Raw genomic sequence first — 15952 nt, 5'->3', positions numbered from 1 at the left:
TTGCTCCACCTCTCCGCGCGGTCCTGAAAGCGTTGTGCCGAAACGACCGGCCGGGCCTGCCCCGGGGCGTTCGGGCGGTACCTCGCGGTACCCCGGTCGAAAGGTAGCAGTCGGGGTGCCCGGCGACCGGCCGCAAGGGCCCGGGGCCCCGGAGTCGTAGGCTGTTCGCGTGCTCTTGCTCGCTGTAGATACCGCCACGCCCGCCGTCACCGTCGCCCTGCACGACGGCGAGTCCGTCGTCGCCGAGTCGAACCAGGTCGACGCCCGCCGCCACGGGGAGCTGCTGCTGCCCTCCGTCGACAAGGTGCTCGCCGAGGCCGGGCTGAAGCTCGACGCCGTCACCGGCGTCGTCGTCGGCGTCGGCCCCGGCCCCTACACGGGACTCCGTGTCGGCCTCGTCACCGCCTCCACCTTCGCCTCCGTCCTCGGCGTCCCCGTCCACGGACTGTGCACCCTCGACGGGCTCGCGTACGCCGCGGGCGCCGCCGGAGTCGAGGGCCCCTTCGTCGTCGCCACCGACGCGCGGCGCAAGGAGGTCTACTGGGCCCGCTACGAGGACCCGCGCACCCGTGTCGGCGAACCCGCCGTGGACCGCCCCGCCGACATCGCCGAACAGGTCGCGGGCCTGCCCTCCGTCGGCCAGGGCGCCGTGCTCTACCCCGACGTCTTCACCGACGCGCGGGCCCCCGAGCACCAGTCCGCCGGCGCCCTCGCGGCCCTGGCCGCGGAACGACTGGCGGCCGGGGCGGAGTTCCTGCCCCCGACGCCGCTGTACCTGCGCCGCCCCGACGCCCAGGTACCCAAGAACTACAAGGTGGTCACCCCGCAGTGACGGCCCCGACCGTGGTGCTGCGCGACATGCGCTGGTGGGACATCGAACCGGTGCTGGAGCTGGAGCACGAGCTCTTCCCCGAGGACGCCTGGTCCGCCGGGATGTTCTGGTCCGAACTCGCCCACGCCCGCGGCCCGCACGCCACCCGCCGCTACGTGGTCGCCGAGGACGGGGCCGGCCGACTGGTCGGCTACGCCGGACTGGCCGCCGCCGGCGACCTGGGCGACGTACAGACCATCGCGGTCGCCCGCGAACAGTGGGGCACCGGCCTCGGCGCCCGGCTGCTCACCGACCTGCTGCGCGCCGCGACCGCCTTCGAATGCGCGGAAGTGCTCCTGGAAGTGCGCGTGGACAACACGCGGGCCCAGAAGCTCTACGAGCGCTTCGGCTTCGAGCCCATCGGATTCCGACGCGGCTACTACCAACCGGGCAACGTCGACGCGCTCGTGATGCGCCTCGCCGACCCCGCGAACTCCCTGAGCTCCGCACAACCCGTGAGAAGTGAGTCCCATGGCTGACGAACCCCTCGTCCTCGGCATCGAGACGTCCTGCGACGAGACCGGCGTCGGCGTCGTCCGCGGCACCACCCTGCTGGCGGACGCCATCGCGTCGAGCGTCGACGAGCACGCCCGCTTCGGCGGAGTCGTCCCCGAGGTCGCCTCCCGGGCCCACCTGGAGGCGATGGTGCCCACCATCGAGCGCGCCCTGAAGGAGGCCGGGGTCAGCGCCCGCGACCTCGACGGCATCGCCGTCACCGCCGGCCCGGGCCTCGCCGGAGCCCTGCTGGTCGGCGTCTCGGCGGCGAAGGCCTACGCGTACGCCCTGGGCAAGCCGCTGTACGGGGTGAACCACCTGGCCTCGCACATCTGCGTCGACCAGCTCGAACACGGCCCGCTGCCCGAACCGACCATGGCCCTGCTGGTCTCCGGCGGGCACTCCTCGCTGCTCCTGGCCCCGGACATCACCACCGACGTACGGCCGCTCGGCGCGACCATCGACGACGCGGCGGGCGAGGCCTTCGACAAGATCGCGCGCGTGCTCCAGTTGGGCTTCCCCGGCGGCCCGGTCATCGACCGGCTCGCGCGCGAGGGCGACCCGAAGGCGATCAACTTCCCGCGCGGCCTGACCGGCCCCCGCGACGCGGCGTACGACTTCTCCTTCTCCGGGCTCAAGACGGCCGTGGCCCGCTGGATCGAGGCCAAGCGGAAGGCCGGCGAGGACGTGCCGGTGCGCGACGTGGCGGCCTCCTTCCAGGAGGCGGTCGTGGACGTGCTGACCCGCAAGGCGATCCGTGCCTGCAAGGACGAGGGCGTCGACCACCTGATGATCGGCGGCGGCGTCGCGGCCAACTCCCGCCTGCGCTCGCTGGCACAGGAACGCTGCGACGACGCGGGGATCGTGCTGCGGGTGCCGCGGCCGAAGCTGTGCACCGACAACGGCGCGATGGTCGCGGCGTTGGGCGCGGAGATGGTCAAGCGGAACCGACCTGCCTCGGACTGGGACCTGTCCGCGGACTCCTCGCTGCCGGTGACGGAACCGCACGTGCCGGGGACCGCGCACGACCACGACCACGAGGGCCACGCACACGGGCACTCCCACGACCACGACCACGTGCACGAGCTGAGCAAGGACAACCTCTACTCGTGAGCACCGTCACGCTGATGTGGGAGGCCCGCGCCGTCGCCGGGCGGGGCAACGAGCTGCTGGAATGGGCCCGTTCCCGGGTGCTGGCCCGGGAACCGCTGCGCCGCGAGGTGTTCCGCGCCGCCCAGGACCGGGTGCTGGTCCTCACCTGGTGGGACGCCCCCGAGGGGGCGTCGGCGGAACTCCCCGAACTGCCCGAGCCGGACGCGGACCTGATCACCCGGGCGGTGCACCGCTGGCGGTTCGAGTCGGTGGAGGTCACGGGCGGCTGAACCGGGGCTTTCGGCCGAGCGGGGCGGGCCCCGGGGGGCGGCGGCCCGGTGGCGGCTCCCGCGCCCGTCCCGGTTCCCTCCGGCGGTCCTGGTCCCCTCCGGCGTTCGCTGTTCCCTCCGGCGTTCCCTGTTCCCTCCGGCGGTCCAGGTTCCCTCCGGCGGTCCTGGAGCGGCCCCCGCTACGGTCGTGCGCATGCCTCGCCGTGACCTGCCTCCTCCGCCGCCGCCCGCGCACCTGCGCGAGTGGCTGGACGAGTCCGTCGTACGGGCGGACCGCGCGCGCTCCCTGGCGGAACTCGTCCGCCACAACCTGGGCATCGAGCGGCTCCTGCTGCTCTGGGCCGTCGCGGCCGTCTTCGCGCTCGGCTGGTCCTTCGTCGGCATGTCCCTGATGGCCTTCGAGGACGGCGGCACCCGCGCCCGCGCCCTCGGCCTCGTCTTCGCCGCGCTCGCCGCCGGGGTGCTGGTGTCCGGCGGCATCTGGTTCGGCCGGGGCGCCCGACTGGACCGGCGGATACGGCGACTGCAGTGCGCCTGGGCGGCCTCGGACCGCGACCCGGCCGCCGACCGCCGGCTGCGCGCCCCCGGCCGGAGCCTGGCCTGGCTGCTGTCCTCCCTCGCCCTGGGCGCGCTCGGGCTCCGGGTGACCTTCGGGGCGGCGGCCGGGACCCGGCCGGGGGAGGGCGCGTACGCGGAACTCGTCCTGACGATGGGACTCGGCCTGATCCTGTGGGTCACCGCCCTGCTCGGCCTCGGCAAGGCCGGCGCCCACTACCGCTGGGCACTGTGCGCCCTGCGATCCGCCGGGCCGGCCACGTCGCACGGGCCGGCCACGTCGCACGGGTCGCCCGCGTCGTACGGGCGGGCCACGACGTCCGGGCCTCGGATCAGTCCCGGGGAGCCGGCGCGCCGATCAGCATCGACGGGGCGCCCGCCACGCGCGTCAGGAACACGGTCGCGGAGTTCGGGCCCTGCGGTTTGACCTTCCTGCGCAGCTCCTCCGGCTCGATCGCCGAGCCCCGCTTCTTCACGGTCAGGATGCCCACCCCGCGCTCGCGCAGCAGGGCCTTGAGCTTCTTGAGGCCGAAGGGCAGGACGTCGGTGATCTCGTACGCGGTCGCGTACGGGGTCGCGCGCAGCTCGTCGGCGGTGATGTACGCGATGGTCGGGTCGATGAGCCGGCCGCCCAGCTTCTCGGCGACCTCCGCGACCAGATGGGCGCGGATCACGGCCCCGTCGGGCTCGTACAGCCAGCGCCCGACCGGTCCGGCCTCCGGGTCGGGCAACGGGTCGGCGGTCTCCAGTACGCGCGGTCCGGGCAGCAGGGTGGCGCGCACGGTGCCGGGCGAGGTCCCGAACCACAGCACCGCCTCCTTCACGTCGCCCTGGTCGGAGATCCACTCGGCCTCCGCCTCGGCGGGCACGGCCTCGTGCGGGATCCCGGGAGCGATCTTGATGGCGGCGTACCGGGCCGCCCGCGCGGCCTCCACGGCCCAGGAGAGCGGCGGCGAGTAGCCCTCGGGGTCGAAGATCCTCCCGCGCCCGCCGCGCCGGGCCGGGTCGATGAAGACGGCGTCGTACCCGGTGGTGTCCACGTCCGTCACGTCGGCTTCCCGGACCTCGATCAGGTCCGCCAGCCCCAGCGCCTCGGCGTTGGCCCGTGCGACGGCGACCGTCAGCGGGTCGCGGTCCACGGCCAGCACCCGGATCCCGAGGCGGGCCAGGGCCAGGGCGTCGCCGCCGATGCCGCAGCACAGGTCGGCGACGCCGCGCACGCCCAGGGCGGCGAGCCGCTCGGCGCGGTACCCGGCCACCGACGCGCGGGTGGCCATCTCGCCGCCGCCGGGCGTGAAGTACATCCGGAACGCGTCCTCGGCCCCGAACTTCGCGACCGCCCGCTGCCGCAGCCGGGCCTGACCGAGCGCGGCGGAGACCAGCGCGGCCGGGTGCTCGCGGCGCAGCCGGGTGGCGAGGGCGAGCTCCTGGGCGGGGTCGTGGTCGCGGAGCGAGGCGAGGAGGGCGTCGCCCTCGGGGGTGAGCAGTGCGGCGAAGTCTTCGGGGGTCACCGGTTCATTGTGGGCCAGTCGATGGAAGGTCCGGATCCGGCCGAGGTGTCGCCGGGGACGCGCCGGGCGGTGCTGTAAGGATCCGGCGTTATGCAGCCTGTACGACAAAAGGGAAATAAGACGCAACAAGGTCACCGGTCAGCGGCGCGTCCGCGCGGCCGGTACGGCGTGGCCCTCGCCGCGCTGCTGGTCGCCGCCCTCGGCACGGCGTGCAGCTCCACGGAATCGGGCCCCGCCACCAAGCCCGGGACCGGCGCCGAGGGCGCCGCCGGCGCGCTCGTCAACCCCGCCGAGCGGGCCAAGGCCGTCCAACGGGCCCGGGTCGTCGCGGCGAAGCGCTGGGGCCTGGCGAAGGTCCCGCTCGTCGCGCCGGCGCCGCCCAAGGTGAAGCCGGAGATCACCACGCGGGACGGCTTCGAGGTCGAGGACCAGTCGGAGTACCCGCCGGTCTTCACCACGATCCCCACCGAGGAGAAGGTCGTCTTCCTGACGGTCGACGACGGGGCCGAGAAGGACCCCGAGTTCCTGAAGATGATGAAGGAACTCAACATCCCGTACACGGCGTTCCTCAGCGACTACGTCGTGAAGGACAACTACCCGTACTTCAAGGAGATGCAGGCCGCCGGCGTCACCCTGAACAACCACACGCTCAACCACCGCTACATGCCCGCGCTCTCCTACGAGCAGCAGCGCGAGGAGATCTGCGGCCAGCAGGACACGATCCAGAAGCAGTTCGGCAAGCGGCCGAGCCTCTTCCGGCCGCCGTACGGCAACTACAACCAGGACACGCTGCGCGCGGCCAAGTCCTGTGGCATCAAGGCGGTCCCGCTGTGGAACGCCGAGGCCTTCCCCAACCGCATGGACTGGCGCGAATGGGACCGGGACCTGCACGCGGGCGACATCATCCTCACGCACTTCCGCGGCAAGGAGGACTGGAAGGCCACCATGACCGACATGGTGCGCCACACCCTGAAGACGGTCACGGACAAGGGCTTCGCCATCGGGCGGCTGGAGGACTACGTCTGATCCCCGCCGACTGATCCCCGCCGACTGACCCGCGTCGGCTGATCCCCGCCGACCGATCCGCGTCGGCTGCGTCGGCTGATCCTTGTCGACCGATCCGCGTCGACCGACGAGCGGTGGGCGTGCGGAATCCCTCCCCGCGGGGAAACCGGCTCCGCACGCCTCCGTCGTACCACCGGTACCGTGCGTTTCGGCCGCCCCGACTGGTCATATCAGCGGAATATCCCCATCCGGGTATAGATTCCGCACGTGCGTATGACTTTCAAACACCCTTCCCGTACTGCTCCTTCAGGGGGCGCGCGTCACTTCGGCGGTCGTCCCCTCGGCCCCACCGCCCGCCGAGGTCTGGCCGGGGCGCTCGCGATCGGCGCCCTCGTGGCGTCGCTGGCGGGATGCGGCAACAGCGTGGAGCCCATCGAACGACTGGGCCGCAAGACCAAAACGGAGTCGGGTGCGGCGTCCCCGTCCGCCTCGGTCTCGGCCCCGGTGTCGAGCGCGCCCGCCGGAGCGCCCGGGACGGCGGAGCAGCCCTACCTGAAGTGGGGGCTGAAGGCCCCGGTCGCCTACGCGCCCAAGCCGGCGCAGAAGCCCCGGCTCCCCAAGCCCGCCCCGGGCAGGCCGACTCTGGTGGACCGGATACCCGTGGCCCCCTCCGAGAAGGTCGTCTTCCTGACCTTCGACGACGGCGCGGAGAAGAACCCCGAGTTCCTGAAGATGGCGGCCGACCTGAAGCTGCCGATCGGCATGTTCCTCACGGACAACGTGGCCTCGTCCGACTACGGGCACTTCCAGGCCCTGCGCGACAACGGCAGCGGCAGCACGATCAACAACCACACCCTGACCCACCCCAACCTCCGGACCCTGTCCTACGCGGCGCAGAAGAAGGAGATATGCGGGCAGCAGGAACGCCTGGCGAAGCGGTTCGGCGCCAAGCCGACGCTCTTCCGGCCGCCGTTCGGCAACTACAACGACGACACCCTCAAGGCCGCCTCCGAGTGCGGCATATCGACGGTCGTCCTCTGGCGGGCGTCGATGCAGATCAACGACTTCCAGTACGCCGAGGGCTCCGCCCTCAAACCGGGCGACATCATCCTGGCCCACTTCCGCGGCCCGTCGGAGCTCAAGGGCTCCACCGAGATCGAGATGACGACCCGGATGCTCAAGCGCATCCAGGAGCAGGGCTACGCGATAGGCCGCCTGGAGGACTACCTGTAGGCGTACCGCGCGGGAACGTACCGCGCGGGAACGTACCGCGCGGGAACGTACCGCGCGGGAACGTACCGCGCGGGAACGTACCGCGCGGGAACGTACCGCGCGGGAACGGACCCGGCGGAGCCGAACACCCGGGGGCGGTCCGCCCGCGGGCGACTACCCCGGGGCGCCGGCCCCCGTCGAGGCCCGGTCCCCCGTGCCCGCCACCACCACCGGGGTGATCGTCGTCTCCGCCGGGCCGCGGGCGTCCGCCTCGCGTTGGCGTTCCGAGCTGTCGCTGATCCGCAGCAGCAGGGCGATCATGATCCAGTTGGCCAGGAGCGACGAGCCGCCCTTCGCCAGGAACGGCAGCGCCTTGCCCGTCAGCGGGATCAGCCCCGTCACACCGCCCGCGACCACGAAGACCTGGAGCGCCAGCGCCGCCGACAGGCCCACCGCGAGCAGTTTCCCGAACGGGTCGCGCGCGGCCAGCGCCATCCGCAGGCCCCGCTGGACCAGGAGCGCGTACAGGAGCAGCACCGCCATCACCCCGGCCAGGCCCAGTTCCTCGCCCACGGTGGTCAGGATGAAGTCGCTGCGCCCCGCGAACGCGATCAGCTCGGGGTGGCCCATGCCGAGACCGGTGCCGGTGACGCCGCCCGTGCCGAAGCTGAACAGCGCCTGCGCGGACTGGTCCGAGACGACCCCCGGCGGCCGGTCCTTCCAGTAGTAGGAGAGCGGATTCAGCCAGGCGGCCACCCGCCCCTTGACGTGCGGTTCGGTCGAGCCCACCACGAAGGCGCCGACCGAGGCCATCAGCACGCCGCAGACGATCCAACTGGTGCGCTCGGTGGCGACGTACAGCATCACCACGAACACGCCGAAGAAGATCAGCGACGTACCCAGGTCGCGTTCGAAGACGAGCACCAGCAGGGACAGGATCCACACGGTGATGATCGGCCCGAGCTGCCGCATGGGCGGCAACCGGACGCCCAGGAACCGCCGGCCCGTCAGCGCCAGCGAGTCCCGGTGGATCACCAGGTAGCCCGCGAAGAAGATCGCGATCATGATCTTGACGAACTCGCCGGGCTGGAGCGAGAAGCCGCCGACGACGATCCAGCGCTTCGCGCCGTAGGTGTCGGCCGGTGAGAACACCGGGGCGATCAGCAGCACCAGCGCCACGGCCATCGTGATGTAGATGAACCGTTGCAGCAGCCGGTGGTCGCGCAGCAGCGCCACCACGAGGATGCAGGCGGCGACCCCGACCACCGACCACAGCAGTTGGCCCGGGGCGTTCGCGTCCGAGTTGTACCGCTCGATGTACCCCTGGTCGAGCCGGTGGAGCAGGACCAGCCCCAGTCCGGTCAGCAGCATGGCGAGCGGGAAGATCAACGGATCCGCGTACGCCGCGAACCGGCGGATGCCCAGGTGCCCCACCAGTGACAGCAGCGTCAGGCTGATGACGAAGCCGGTGAGGTTGCGCGGCAGCTCGTCGTTCATCGCCAGGCTCGCCGAGCAGTGGCCGAGGACGGCGATGCCGACGACGAGGACGAGGAGCAGTGCCTCGGTGCGGCGGCGCGCGCCCGCCTCCGTCAGGGGCCTCAGTCCACGCACGGGACGCCGCCACCGTCGATCTTCTCCGGCTCCGAGGGCCCGGGAGACGGCGGTGCGGGCGGCGGTGAAGACGGCGGGGACGACGCGCCCGGTCCGGAGGGGGCGACGCCCGACGCGCTCGGACTCGCAGGGGCCTTGGGCCCGATCTGCTCGGCAATGAGGCGCTTTATCTTCATATCATCTACGACGTTGATGTCCCCGTCATGGTTCCTCGCGAAGCCCTCGACGGGGAGTGTCGAGAATTGCACTTTCCCGCCGGACAGGTTCTTGGCCTGCTTCACGAACGACAGCAGATCCCAGCCGGCGTCGGTCACCACGTCCTCCTTCGCCGCGTCGACGAGCCTGATCAACTTCACCGGGTCCGTGAAGGTGCCCGCCTCGTTCAGCTTCTTCGTCGCGCCCGCCAGGAACGCCTGCTGTCGCTTCGTCCGGTCCAGGTCGCCGCCCGGGAGTCCGTGCCGCTGCCGCACGAAGGCCAGGGACTGCTGCCCGTTCAGCGTCTGCGGGCCGGCGGGGAAGTCCGCACCCGAGTACCTGTCCTTCACCGCCTTGTTCAGACACACCGGCACCCCGCCCAGGGCCTCGGCCAGGTGGTGGAAACCGGCCAGGTTCAGCTCGGCGAAATGATCGACCGGCACCCCCAGGAAGGTCCGTACGGTCTCGATCTCGGTCTTGCGTCCCGCCTCCCGGCCCTCCCGCTCCAGCCGCCGCCGGTCCTTGACCCCCTCGCCCGCGAGCTGCTCCTCGCGCAGCGCCTTCGCCCGCCCGTAGGCCTCCTTGATCTTGGCCTTGCCGGCGGCCGTGCCCGGCGCCCGGCCCGGCATCCCGTGCAGTTCCACGTAGTCGTCGCGCGGGATCGAGAACGCCCGGGCCCGACTTCCGTCGCCGGGTACGTGGAGCAGGATCAGGGTGTTGGTGTTGTAGCCGCCGATGTCGGAACCGCCCGCGTGCAGCTTGTCGAGGATCGATTCCGGGAGCGGCTCGCCGTTCTGGTCGCGGCGGCTGTCCAGCCCCATGAGCAGGATGTTCGTGTCACCGTGCGCCGACTTCCGCGCTCCCTCCAGGGCCTTGGAACTGCCGATGCTCGACGACAGGTCCCGGTAGACGTACCAGGCGGTGCCGCCGGCCAGGACCGTCAGCACACAGCCGGCGGTCAGCAGGGTGCGGCCGAGGCGGCGCCGCCTCGGCAGGCGGCGGCTGGTCTTCCTGCGGTGCGCGCTCATGCCTGTCGATGCTGGGGGAGCCACGCTGAAGGAAACCTGAGGGTCCTGAAGCCGCCTTCAGGCCGGGCCGGGCGCGGGACCGGGGACGCCGCCTCTCAGGCCGGCCGGACCCGTGCCCCGGGCCGGACCCGTGCCCCCCGCCGGGGATCCGGAGCATCAGGCGGGCGCCACCGCCCGGCGCGATCCCCGCCCGGACGTCACCGCCGTGGGCGCGGGCGATCTCGCGGGCGATGGGCAGGCCCAGGCCCGTGCCGCCGCTCGCCCGCCCGCGGTCCGCGTCCAGCCGGACGAACCGCGCGAACACCCGCTCCCGGTCCGCCTCCGCGATTCCCGGGCCGTCGTCGGACACCTCCAGCACCCGCCACGCCCCCTCCGAGGCCGCCCGTACGACGACCCCCGCACGGGCATGGCGCAGCGCGTTGTCCACCAGGTTGGCCAGCGCCCGCTCCAGCCGCGCCGGATCCCCGTACGCGGGTACGGCCGCCCCGGCCTCCAGCCGCACCGGCACCCGGGGCGCCGGCCTGCGCGCCACGTCCTCCGCCGCCAGCAGTGCCAGGTCCAGCGGTTCGGACCGGGGCGGCGGACCCCCGTCGAGGCGGGCCAGCAGCAACAGGTCCGCCGCGATCCGCTGGAGCCGCTCGGTGTCGGCCAACGCGGCCGCCACCGACGCCCGGTCGGGCCGCTCCAGGGCCACCTCCAGCCGGGACCGCACGGCCGCGAGGGGGTTGCGCAGCTCGTGCGAGGCGTCCGCCGTGAACTGCCGCTGCCGGGCGTCGGAACGCTCCAGCCGGGCGAGGGTGTCGTTGACGGTCCGGGCGAGCCGCGCGATCTCGTCGGCCCCGCCCGGATCCGGGACCCGGCGACCCGGCTCGCTCGCGGTGACGGCCGCCAACCCGGTGCGGATCGCCGTGACCGGGCGCAGCGCCTGCCCCGTCACCCACCAGGCCAGCGCCGCCGCGAAGGCGATCAACGGGGGCGCGCCGGCGAGCAGCCCGACCCCGATGGCCCGCGTCGCGTCGTCCACGTCGCGCAGGACGGTCATGGCGTACACGGTGTACGGGCCCCCGCCCCCGGGCGGCCCGGGGGAGCGGACCACCACCGCCGCGCCCCGCTCCGAACCGGCGGGCCCGACGGGCACCACGGCCGATCGGGAGTCCTCCCCGGCCGCCGGGCGCAGCCCGTCGAGGTCCGGGGCGCCGCGCGGGTCCCGGTTGCCGGCGACGGTCCGCCCGGCCGCGTCCCGGACGAGGACCAGGTCCACCCCGCCCTCGGGTGCGGCCAGTCGGCCGCCGGGCGGCAGGGTCCGGGTGTCGAGCTGCGCGACGACCTTCCGTGCGGCCAGCTCCGTGCGCCCGGTGGTGTTGTCGAGCAGGTTGGCCCGCAGCAGCGTGTAGAGCCACAGCCCGCCGGCGCCGAGCACCGCGGCCATGGCGAGGGCGGCGGCCGCGGCAGCCCTCGCCCGGAGGGTCCTAACCACCGTCGGGTGCCATCCGGTAGCCGGTCCCGTGCACGGTGAGGATCGAGCGGCGCCCGAACGGCGCGTCGATCTTCCGGCGCAGCGAGGACACGTACACCTCGACGATGTTCGGGTCGATGGCGTGCGGGACGTCCCAGACCTCGTCGAGGATGTCCTGCTTGGCGACCGCCCGGCCCGGCTGCTGCATCAGGCAGGCGAGCACGCCGAGCTCGCGCGCGGTGAGTTCGATGTCCCGCTCGCCGCGCCGGCAGCGGCGACCGGACGGATCCAGGACGAGATCGCCGGCCCGCAGGACGCCGACCCGCGGGGTGGCGGCGCGGCGGGCGAGCGCGCGCAGCCGCGCGGCCAGCACGACGAACGAGAACGGCTTGGTGAGGTAGTCGTCGGCGCCCGCGTCGAGCCCGTCGGCCTCGTCGTGCTCGCCGTCCTTGGCGGTCAGCATCAGCACGGGCGTGCGGTCGCCGTGGGCGCGCATGCGGGTGCAGATCTCGTGGCCGCCGAGGCCGGGGAGCATCAGGTCGAGGAGCACGGCGTCGTACGGCCCGCCGGTGAGCGCCAGGTCGAGGCCGCGGTGTCCGTCGTGGGCGACCTCGACCCAGTGCCCGTCGGCGGACAGGCCGAGCCGCAGGGACTCGGCCAGCCCCTCTTCGTCTTCGACCACCAGGATGCGCACGGCCCAAGCGTCACATATCGGTCGCCGGAGCCGATGTCGGGCCCGGAGCCCGGAGCCCGGAGCCCGGAGCGCGGGGCCCGACCCGACACGAGGTCGCGTCGCGCGGACCTCAGACGGCCGGCGTCGGCGCGGTCGCGGAACCGGGCCGGACCTCCGGGCCGCGACGGGCGGTGCGGGCGAGGGTGCGGAGGTTCCAGAGGCCGAAGCCGAGGACGATCAGGCCGGTGACGCCGGGGACGACCGACTTCTTCAGGTCCCGGGATACGGCGCCCGTCGCGTCCGGACCGTCGACGAGGGCCTTGACCGGCTCGGTCGGGGCCTTGTCGAAGGTGGTGTCGACGGCCAGGTCGGCGATGGTGAAGGAGTTGTCCGCGGCGGTGAAGGAGCCGCTGCACAGGACGGAGCGCTTGCCGCTGTCCGGGTCGTAGAGCTTGCAGGAGCGTGCGGTGAAGGAGCCCTCGACGCCCGTCAACTGGGTCGCCATGCGCGGGATGACGAAACCGGTGAGGAGCAGGCCGCCGACGAGGGCGGTCAGGATGGCGAAGGAGCGCTTGAAGCCGGCGGCGCGTATCGCCGCGCCCCAGCCCACCCCCGTGGTGTTGTTCATGGTCGGCACCTTAACGCCCGCCGAACGCCTGCCCGAAGGAGCGAGTCGGGTGACTTCCGAGGGGGTCGGGCGCAAGGGCCCCGCCCCCCCCGCGCACAGGGCCGGCCCGTCCCCGGCGGCCGGCTCGAAGCGCGCCTCGCCGGGAGGCAAATTGGCACTCCGCTTGACCGAGTGCTAATCGCCGGAATAGTGTCGCACCTGGCACTCGCCCCTGGTGAGTGCCAACACAGCGACAGGCAGGTCCGGCACCCGCGACGACGGATCGACCTGGTCGCCACCTCAGACAGTTAACCCCGGATCTCCGAAGGGGGAGGTCGGATCGTGACGACCACCAGCTCCAAGGTTGCCATCAAGCCGCTCGAGGACCGCATCGTGGTCCAGCCGCTCGACGCCGAGCAGACCACGGCTTCCGGCCTGGTCATCCCGGACACCGCGAAGGAGAAGCCCCAGGAGGGCGTCGTCCTCGCGGTCGGTCCGGGTCGCTTCGAGGACGGCCAGCGTCTCCCGCTGGACGTCAGCGTCGGCGACATCGTGCTGTACAGCAAGTACGGCGGCACCGAAGTGAAGTACAGCGGCGAGGAGTACCTCGTCCTCTCGGCTCGCGACGTACTCGCGATCGTCGAGAAGTAAGTCGAACGAAGCAGGCAAGAGGAGCGATCCTCTTCCTCTTCACCAGTTTTGCTTTGAGCTGCGCCCCTGGTCACCCCGCTGATTGCCGGGCGGCGAGGGGCGCAGTTCGTTGAACCCGAGTTATCGAGAGGGCTGAACCGCTTCCATGCCGAAGATTCTGAAGTTCGACGAGGACGCCCGTCGTGCCCTTGAGCGCGGCGTCAACAAGCTTGCCGACACGGTCAAGGTGACGATCGGCCCCAAGGGCCGCAACGTCGTCATCGACAAGAAGTTCGGCGCCCCCACCATCACCAACGACGGTGTCACCATCGCCCGCGAGGTCGAGCTGGACGACCCGTACGAGAACCTGGGCGCGCAGCTCGTGAAGGAGGTGGCGACCAAGACCAACGACATCGCGGGTGACGGCACCACCACCGCCACCGTGCTGGCCCAGGCGCTGGTCCGCGAAGGTCTGCGCAACGTCGCCGCCGGCGCCTCCCCGGCCGCCCTGAAGAAGGGCATCGACGCCGCCGTCAAGGCCGTGTCCGAGGAGCTCCTCGCGACCGCGCGTCCGATCGAGGACAAGTCCGACATCGCCGCCGTGGCCGCGCTCTCCGCGCAGGACACCCAGGTCGGCGAGCTCATCGCCGAGGCGATGGACAAGGTCGGCAAGGACGGTGTCATCACCGTCGAGGAGTCCAACACCTTCGGCCTGGAGCTGGAGTTCACCGAGGGCATGGCCTTCGACAAGGGCTACCTCTCGCCGTACATGGTCTCCGACCAGGAGCGTATGGAGGCCGTCCTCGACGACCCGTACATCCTGATCAACCAGGGCAAGATCTCCTCCATCCAGGACCTCCTGCCGCTGCTGGAGAAGGTCATCCAGGCCGGCGCCTCGAAGCCGCTGCTGATCATCGCCGAGGACGTCGAGGGCGAGGCGCTCTCCACCCTCGTCGTCAACAAGATCCGCGGCACCTTCAACGCGGTCGCCGTCAAGGCCCCCGGCTTCGGTGACCGTCGCAAGGCGATGCTCCAGGACATGGCCACCCTCACCGGTGCCACCGTCATCGCCGAGGAGGTCGGCCTCAAGCTCGACCAGGCCGGTCTGGACGTACTGGGCACCGCGCGCCGCGTGACCATCTCCAAGGACGACACCACCATCGTCGACGGTGGCGGCAGCTCCGAAGAGGTCCTCGGCCGCGTCAACCAGATCAAGGCCGAGATCGAGTCCACCGACTCGGACTGGGACCGCGAGAAGCTGCAGGAGCGCCTGGCGAAGCTCGCCGGTGGCGTCTGCGTCATCAAGGTCGGCGCCGCCACCGAGGTGGAGCTCAAGGAGAAGAAGCACCGCCTCGAGGACGCCATCTCGGCGACCCGCGCCGCGGTCGAGGAGGGCATCGTCTCCGGCGGTGGCTCCGCCCTCGTCCACGCCGTGAAGGTGCTCGAGGGCAACCTCGGCCTCTCCGGCGACGAGGCCACCGGTGTCTCCGTGGTCCGCCGCGCCGCCGTCGAGCCGCTCCGCTGGATCGCCGAGAACGCCGGCCTCGAGGGCTACGTCATCACGGCGAAGGTGGCCGAGCTCGACAAGGGCCAGGGCTTCAACGCCGCCACCGGCGAGTACGGCGACCTGGTCAAGGCCGGCGTCATCGACCCGGTCAAGGTCACCCGCTCCGCGCTGGAGAACGCCGCTTCCATCGCCTCGCTGCTGCTCACGACCGAGACCCTGGTCGTCGAGAAGCCGGCCGAGGAAGAGGGCGACGCCGGTCACGGCCACGGTCACGGCCACAGCCACTGAGGTTGAGCCGCAGGGCGCCCGCCGCTTCGGCGGGTCCCCGCTGATCCGAGGGAAGGCCCCGGTCACCACCGCCCAGCGGTGGTGACCGGGGCCTTCCCCGTGTCCGGGTCCTTCCGGCTTCGGACGGCCTACGAGGCGTCCGTCATGCCCATCTGCCGCATGAGCCCCGGCGCGTCGTAGTACCACCAGCCCTCCGCCACCTGGCCGTTCTCGATGCGGAAGGTGGTGCAGCCCGACATCGTGACGTCCTTCCCGGTCGGCGGGACGCCCATGAACTCGCCCTTCTGGGTGCCGGTCCAGGTCCACAGCGTGGAGACGCAGTCGCCCTCGGCGATCTGACGGTGCAGGTCGAACGAGAAGTCGAACGCGTCGCGCCACATGCCCATCGTCCGCTTCATGCCCTGCCGACCGTCGCCCGTGCCGGGCGCCGCCATGATGTCGTGGTCGACGTAGTCGGCCGCGACGCACTCGTCGACGACCGCGAAATCACCCTTCTCCGCGACGTCCTCGAAGATCCGGTTCACGACGAGCTTGTCGAGGTACTCGTTGCGGACCACGTCCAGGTTCATGAACTTCGGCATGCCCTCGCAGAGGGCCACCATCTCCTGGAACATCCCGTCCGTCTCCGGGAGTCGGGAGTTCCTCATGGCGTCCTCGTACGAGGGGAACTCGACGAGGTCGAGGTAGTGCGTCCGCGCTTCGCGGTCCCGGCCGATCATGGTGTGCGTGACCGTGCGACGACCGCTCGCCCGCTGCGCCCAGCGGTCGATGAGGTCGTTCATCTCCTCGAACCGCGTGGTTTCGTAATCGATTACCTGTACGAATGTCATGGCGTCGCCTCCCGCACTGGATGGGACAGGTCCAGTTTAGGGAGATTTCACCCGTTTGGTGGGTTTGGTTGGTTCAGATGTGTCCCGTCGAGGCGG

Annotated in this window: 16 protein-coding genes; 9 read left to right on the top strand and 7 right to left on the bottom strand. The window is 72.0% G+C overall.

Going from position 1 to position 15952, the window contains the following annotated elements; all coding sequences use genetic code 11:
* The first annotated feature begins 169 nt into the window (after positions 1–169).
* From tsaB to ACFYW3_RS12075, 5 genes are all read left to right on the top strand, one after another.
* Positions 170–832, top strand: a complete 663-nt coding sequence (gene tsaB, locus ACFYW3_RS12095) for a tRNA (adenosine(37)-N6)-threonylcarbamoyltransferase complex dimerization subunit type 1 TsaB (protein ID WP_351754507.1) — start codon at positions 170–172, stop codon at positions 830–832.
* Complete coding sequence (gene rimI / locus ACFYW3_RS12090) at positions 829–1350, top strand: ribosomal protein S18-alanine N-acetyltransferase (RefSeq protein WP_351754504.1); 522 nt, start codon at positions 829–831, stop codon at positions 1348–1350. Before tsaB ends, rimI begins: the two co-directional genes overlap by 4 nt.
* Entirely contained in the window at positions 1343–2479 is a 1137-nt protein-coding gene (gene tsaD / locus ACFYW3_RS12085) for a tRNA (adenosine(37)-N6)-threonylcarbamoyltransferase complex transferase subunit TsaD (RefSeq protein ID WP_351754502.1), read from the top strand. The genes rimI and tsaD overlap by 8 nt, the downstream gene beginning before the upstream one ends.
* Complete coding sequence (locus tag ACFYW3_RS12080; RefSeq protein WP_351380123.1) at positions 2476–2748, top strand: hypothetical protein; 273 nt, start codon at positions 2476–2478, stop codon at positions 2746–2748. The genes tsaD and ACFYW3_RS12080 overlap by 4 nt, the downstream gene beginning before the upstream one ends.
* Positions 2749–2941: 193 nt before the next feature.
* Positions 2942–3730 carry a hypothetical protein gene (locus tag ACFYW3_RS12075; RefSeq protein WP_389386187.1) on the top strand — a complete coding sequence of 263 codons (789 nt, stop codon included), beginning with the start codon at positions 2942–2944 and terminating at the stop codon, positions 3728–3730.
* Here the strand turns inward: ACFYW3_RS12075 and ACFYW3_RS12070 are convergent.
* Positions 3636–4922 (bottom strand): methyltransferase domain-containing protein, encoded by a 1287-nt coding sequence (locus ACFYW3_RS12070; RefSeq protein ID WP_389386186.1) that lies wholly within the window; start codon positions 4920–4922, stop codon positions 3636–3638. The genes ACFYW3_RS12075 and ACFYW3_RS12070 overlap by 95 nt on opposite strands.
* Between ACFYW3_RS12070 and ACFYW3_RS12065 the strand changes: the two genes are divergently transcribed.
* Together ACFYW3_RS12065 and ACFYW3_RS12060 are read left to right on the top strand one after the other, a co-directional pair.
* Positions 4905–5840 (top strand): polysaccharide deacetylase family protein, encoded by a 936-nt coding sequence (locus ACFYW3_RS12065; RefSeq protein WP_389386185.1) that lies wholly within the window; start codon positions 4905–4907, stop codon positions 5838–5840. The two genes, ACFYW3_RS12070 and ACFYW3_RS12065, sit on opposite strands and share 18 nt — an antisense overlap.
* A gap of 252 nt (positions 5841–6092) precedes the next feature.
* A complete protein-coding gene (locus ACFYW3_RS12060; protein WP_389386270.1) occupies positions 6093–7052 on the top strand; it encodes a polysaccharide deacetylase family protein in 960 nt (319 codons plus the stop codon).
* A gap of 153 nt (positions 7053–7205) precedes the next feature.
* Here ACFYW3_RS12060 and ACFYW3_RS12055 read toward each other — a convergent pair whose 3' ends face one another.
* The 5 genes from ACFYW3_RS12055 to ACFYW3_RS12035 all read right to left on the bottom strand — a co-directional run bounded on the left by ACFYW3_RS12055 (position 7206) and on the right by ACFYW3_RS12035 (position 12622).
* Positions 7206–8642, bottom strand: a complete 1437-nt coding sequence (locus ACFYW3_RS12055; RefSeq protein ID WP_389386184.1) for an FtsW/RodA/SpoVE family cell cycle protein — start codon at positions 8640–8642, stop codon at positions 7206–7208.
* Positions 8630–9784, bottom strand: a complete 1155-nt coding sequence (locus tag ACFYW3_RS12050; protein WP_389386183.1) for an LCP family protein — start codon at positions 9782–9784, stop codon at positions 8630–8632. Before ACFYW3_RS12050 ends, ACFYW3_RS12055 begins: the two co-directional genes overlap by 13 nt.
* Entirely contained in the window at positions 9675–11342 is a 1668-nt protein-coding gene (locus ACFYW3_RS12045; protein ID WP_389386182.1) for a sensor histidine kinase, read from the bottom strand. The genes ACFYW3_RS12050 and ACFYW3_RS12045 overlap by 110 nt, the downstream gene beginning before the upstream one ends.
* A complete protein-coding gene (locus ACFYW3_RS12040; RefSeq protein WP_351754484.1) occupies positions 11335–12015 on the bottom strand; it encodes a response regulator transcription factor in 681 nt (226 codons plus the stop codon). The genes ACFYW3_RS12045 and ACFYW3_RS12040 overlap by 8 nt, the downstream gene beginning before the upstream one ends.
* 109 nt (positions 12016–12124) lie before the next feature.
* On the bottom strand, positions 12125–12622 hold the full coding sequence (locus tag ACFYW3_RS12035; RefSeq protein ID WP_351754482.1) for a hypothetical protein: 498 nt from the start codon (positions 12620–12622) through the stop codon (positions 12125–12127).
* Between the two features lie 321 nt (positions 12623–12943).
* On the opposite strand from ACFYW3_RS12035, the gene groES reads away from it, so the two are divergent.
* Both groES and groL read left to right on the top strand, forming a co-directional pair.
* On the top strand, positions 12944–13252 hold the full coding sequence (gene groES / locus ACFYW3_RS12030; RefSeq protein ID WP_053682586.1) for a co-chaperone GroES: 309 nt from the start codon (positions 12944–12946) through the stop codon (positions 13250–13252).
* Positions 13253–13397: 145 nt separating this feature from the next.
* On the top strand, positions 13398–15026 hold the full coding sequence (gene groL / locus ACFYW3_RS12025; RefSeq protein WP_053682585.1) for a chaperonin GroEL: 1629 nt from the start codon (positions 13398–13400) through the stop codon (positions 15024–15026).
* Positions 15027–15154: 128 nt separating this feature from the next.
* On the opposite strand, the gene ACFYW3_RS12020 is transcribed toward groL, so the two are convergent.
* Positions 15155–15856 (bottom strand): ester cyclase, encoded by a 702-nt coding sequence (locus tag ACFYW3_RS12020; RefSeq protein WP_389386181.1) that lies wholly within the window; start codon positions 15854–15856, stop codon positions 15155–15157.
* Between the last annotated feature and the right edge of the window lie 96 nt (positions 15857–15952).

It is taken from the genome of Streptomyces sp. NPDC002602 (assembly GCF_042889445.1).
Classification (GTDB): Bacteria; Actinomycetota; Actinomycetes; order Streptomycetales; family Streptomycetaceae; genus Streptomyces.
The sequence above is the reverse complement of the archived record's forward strand: the minus strand, read 5'-3'. Positions and strand labels throughout refer to the sequence as shown.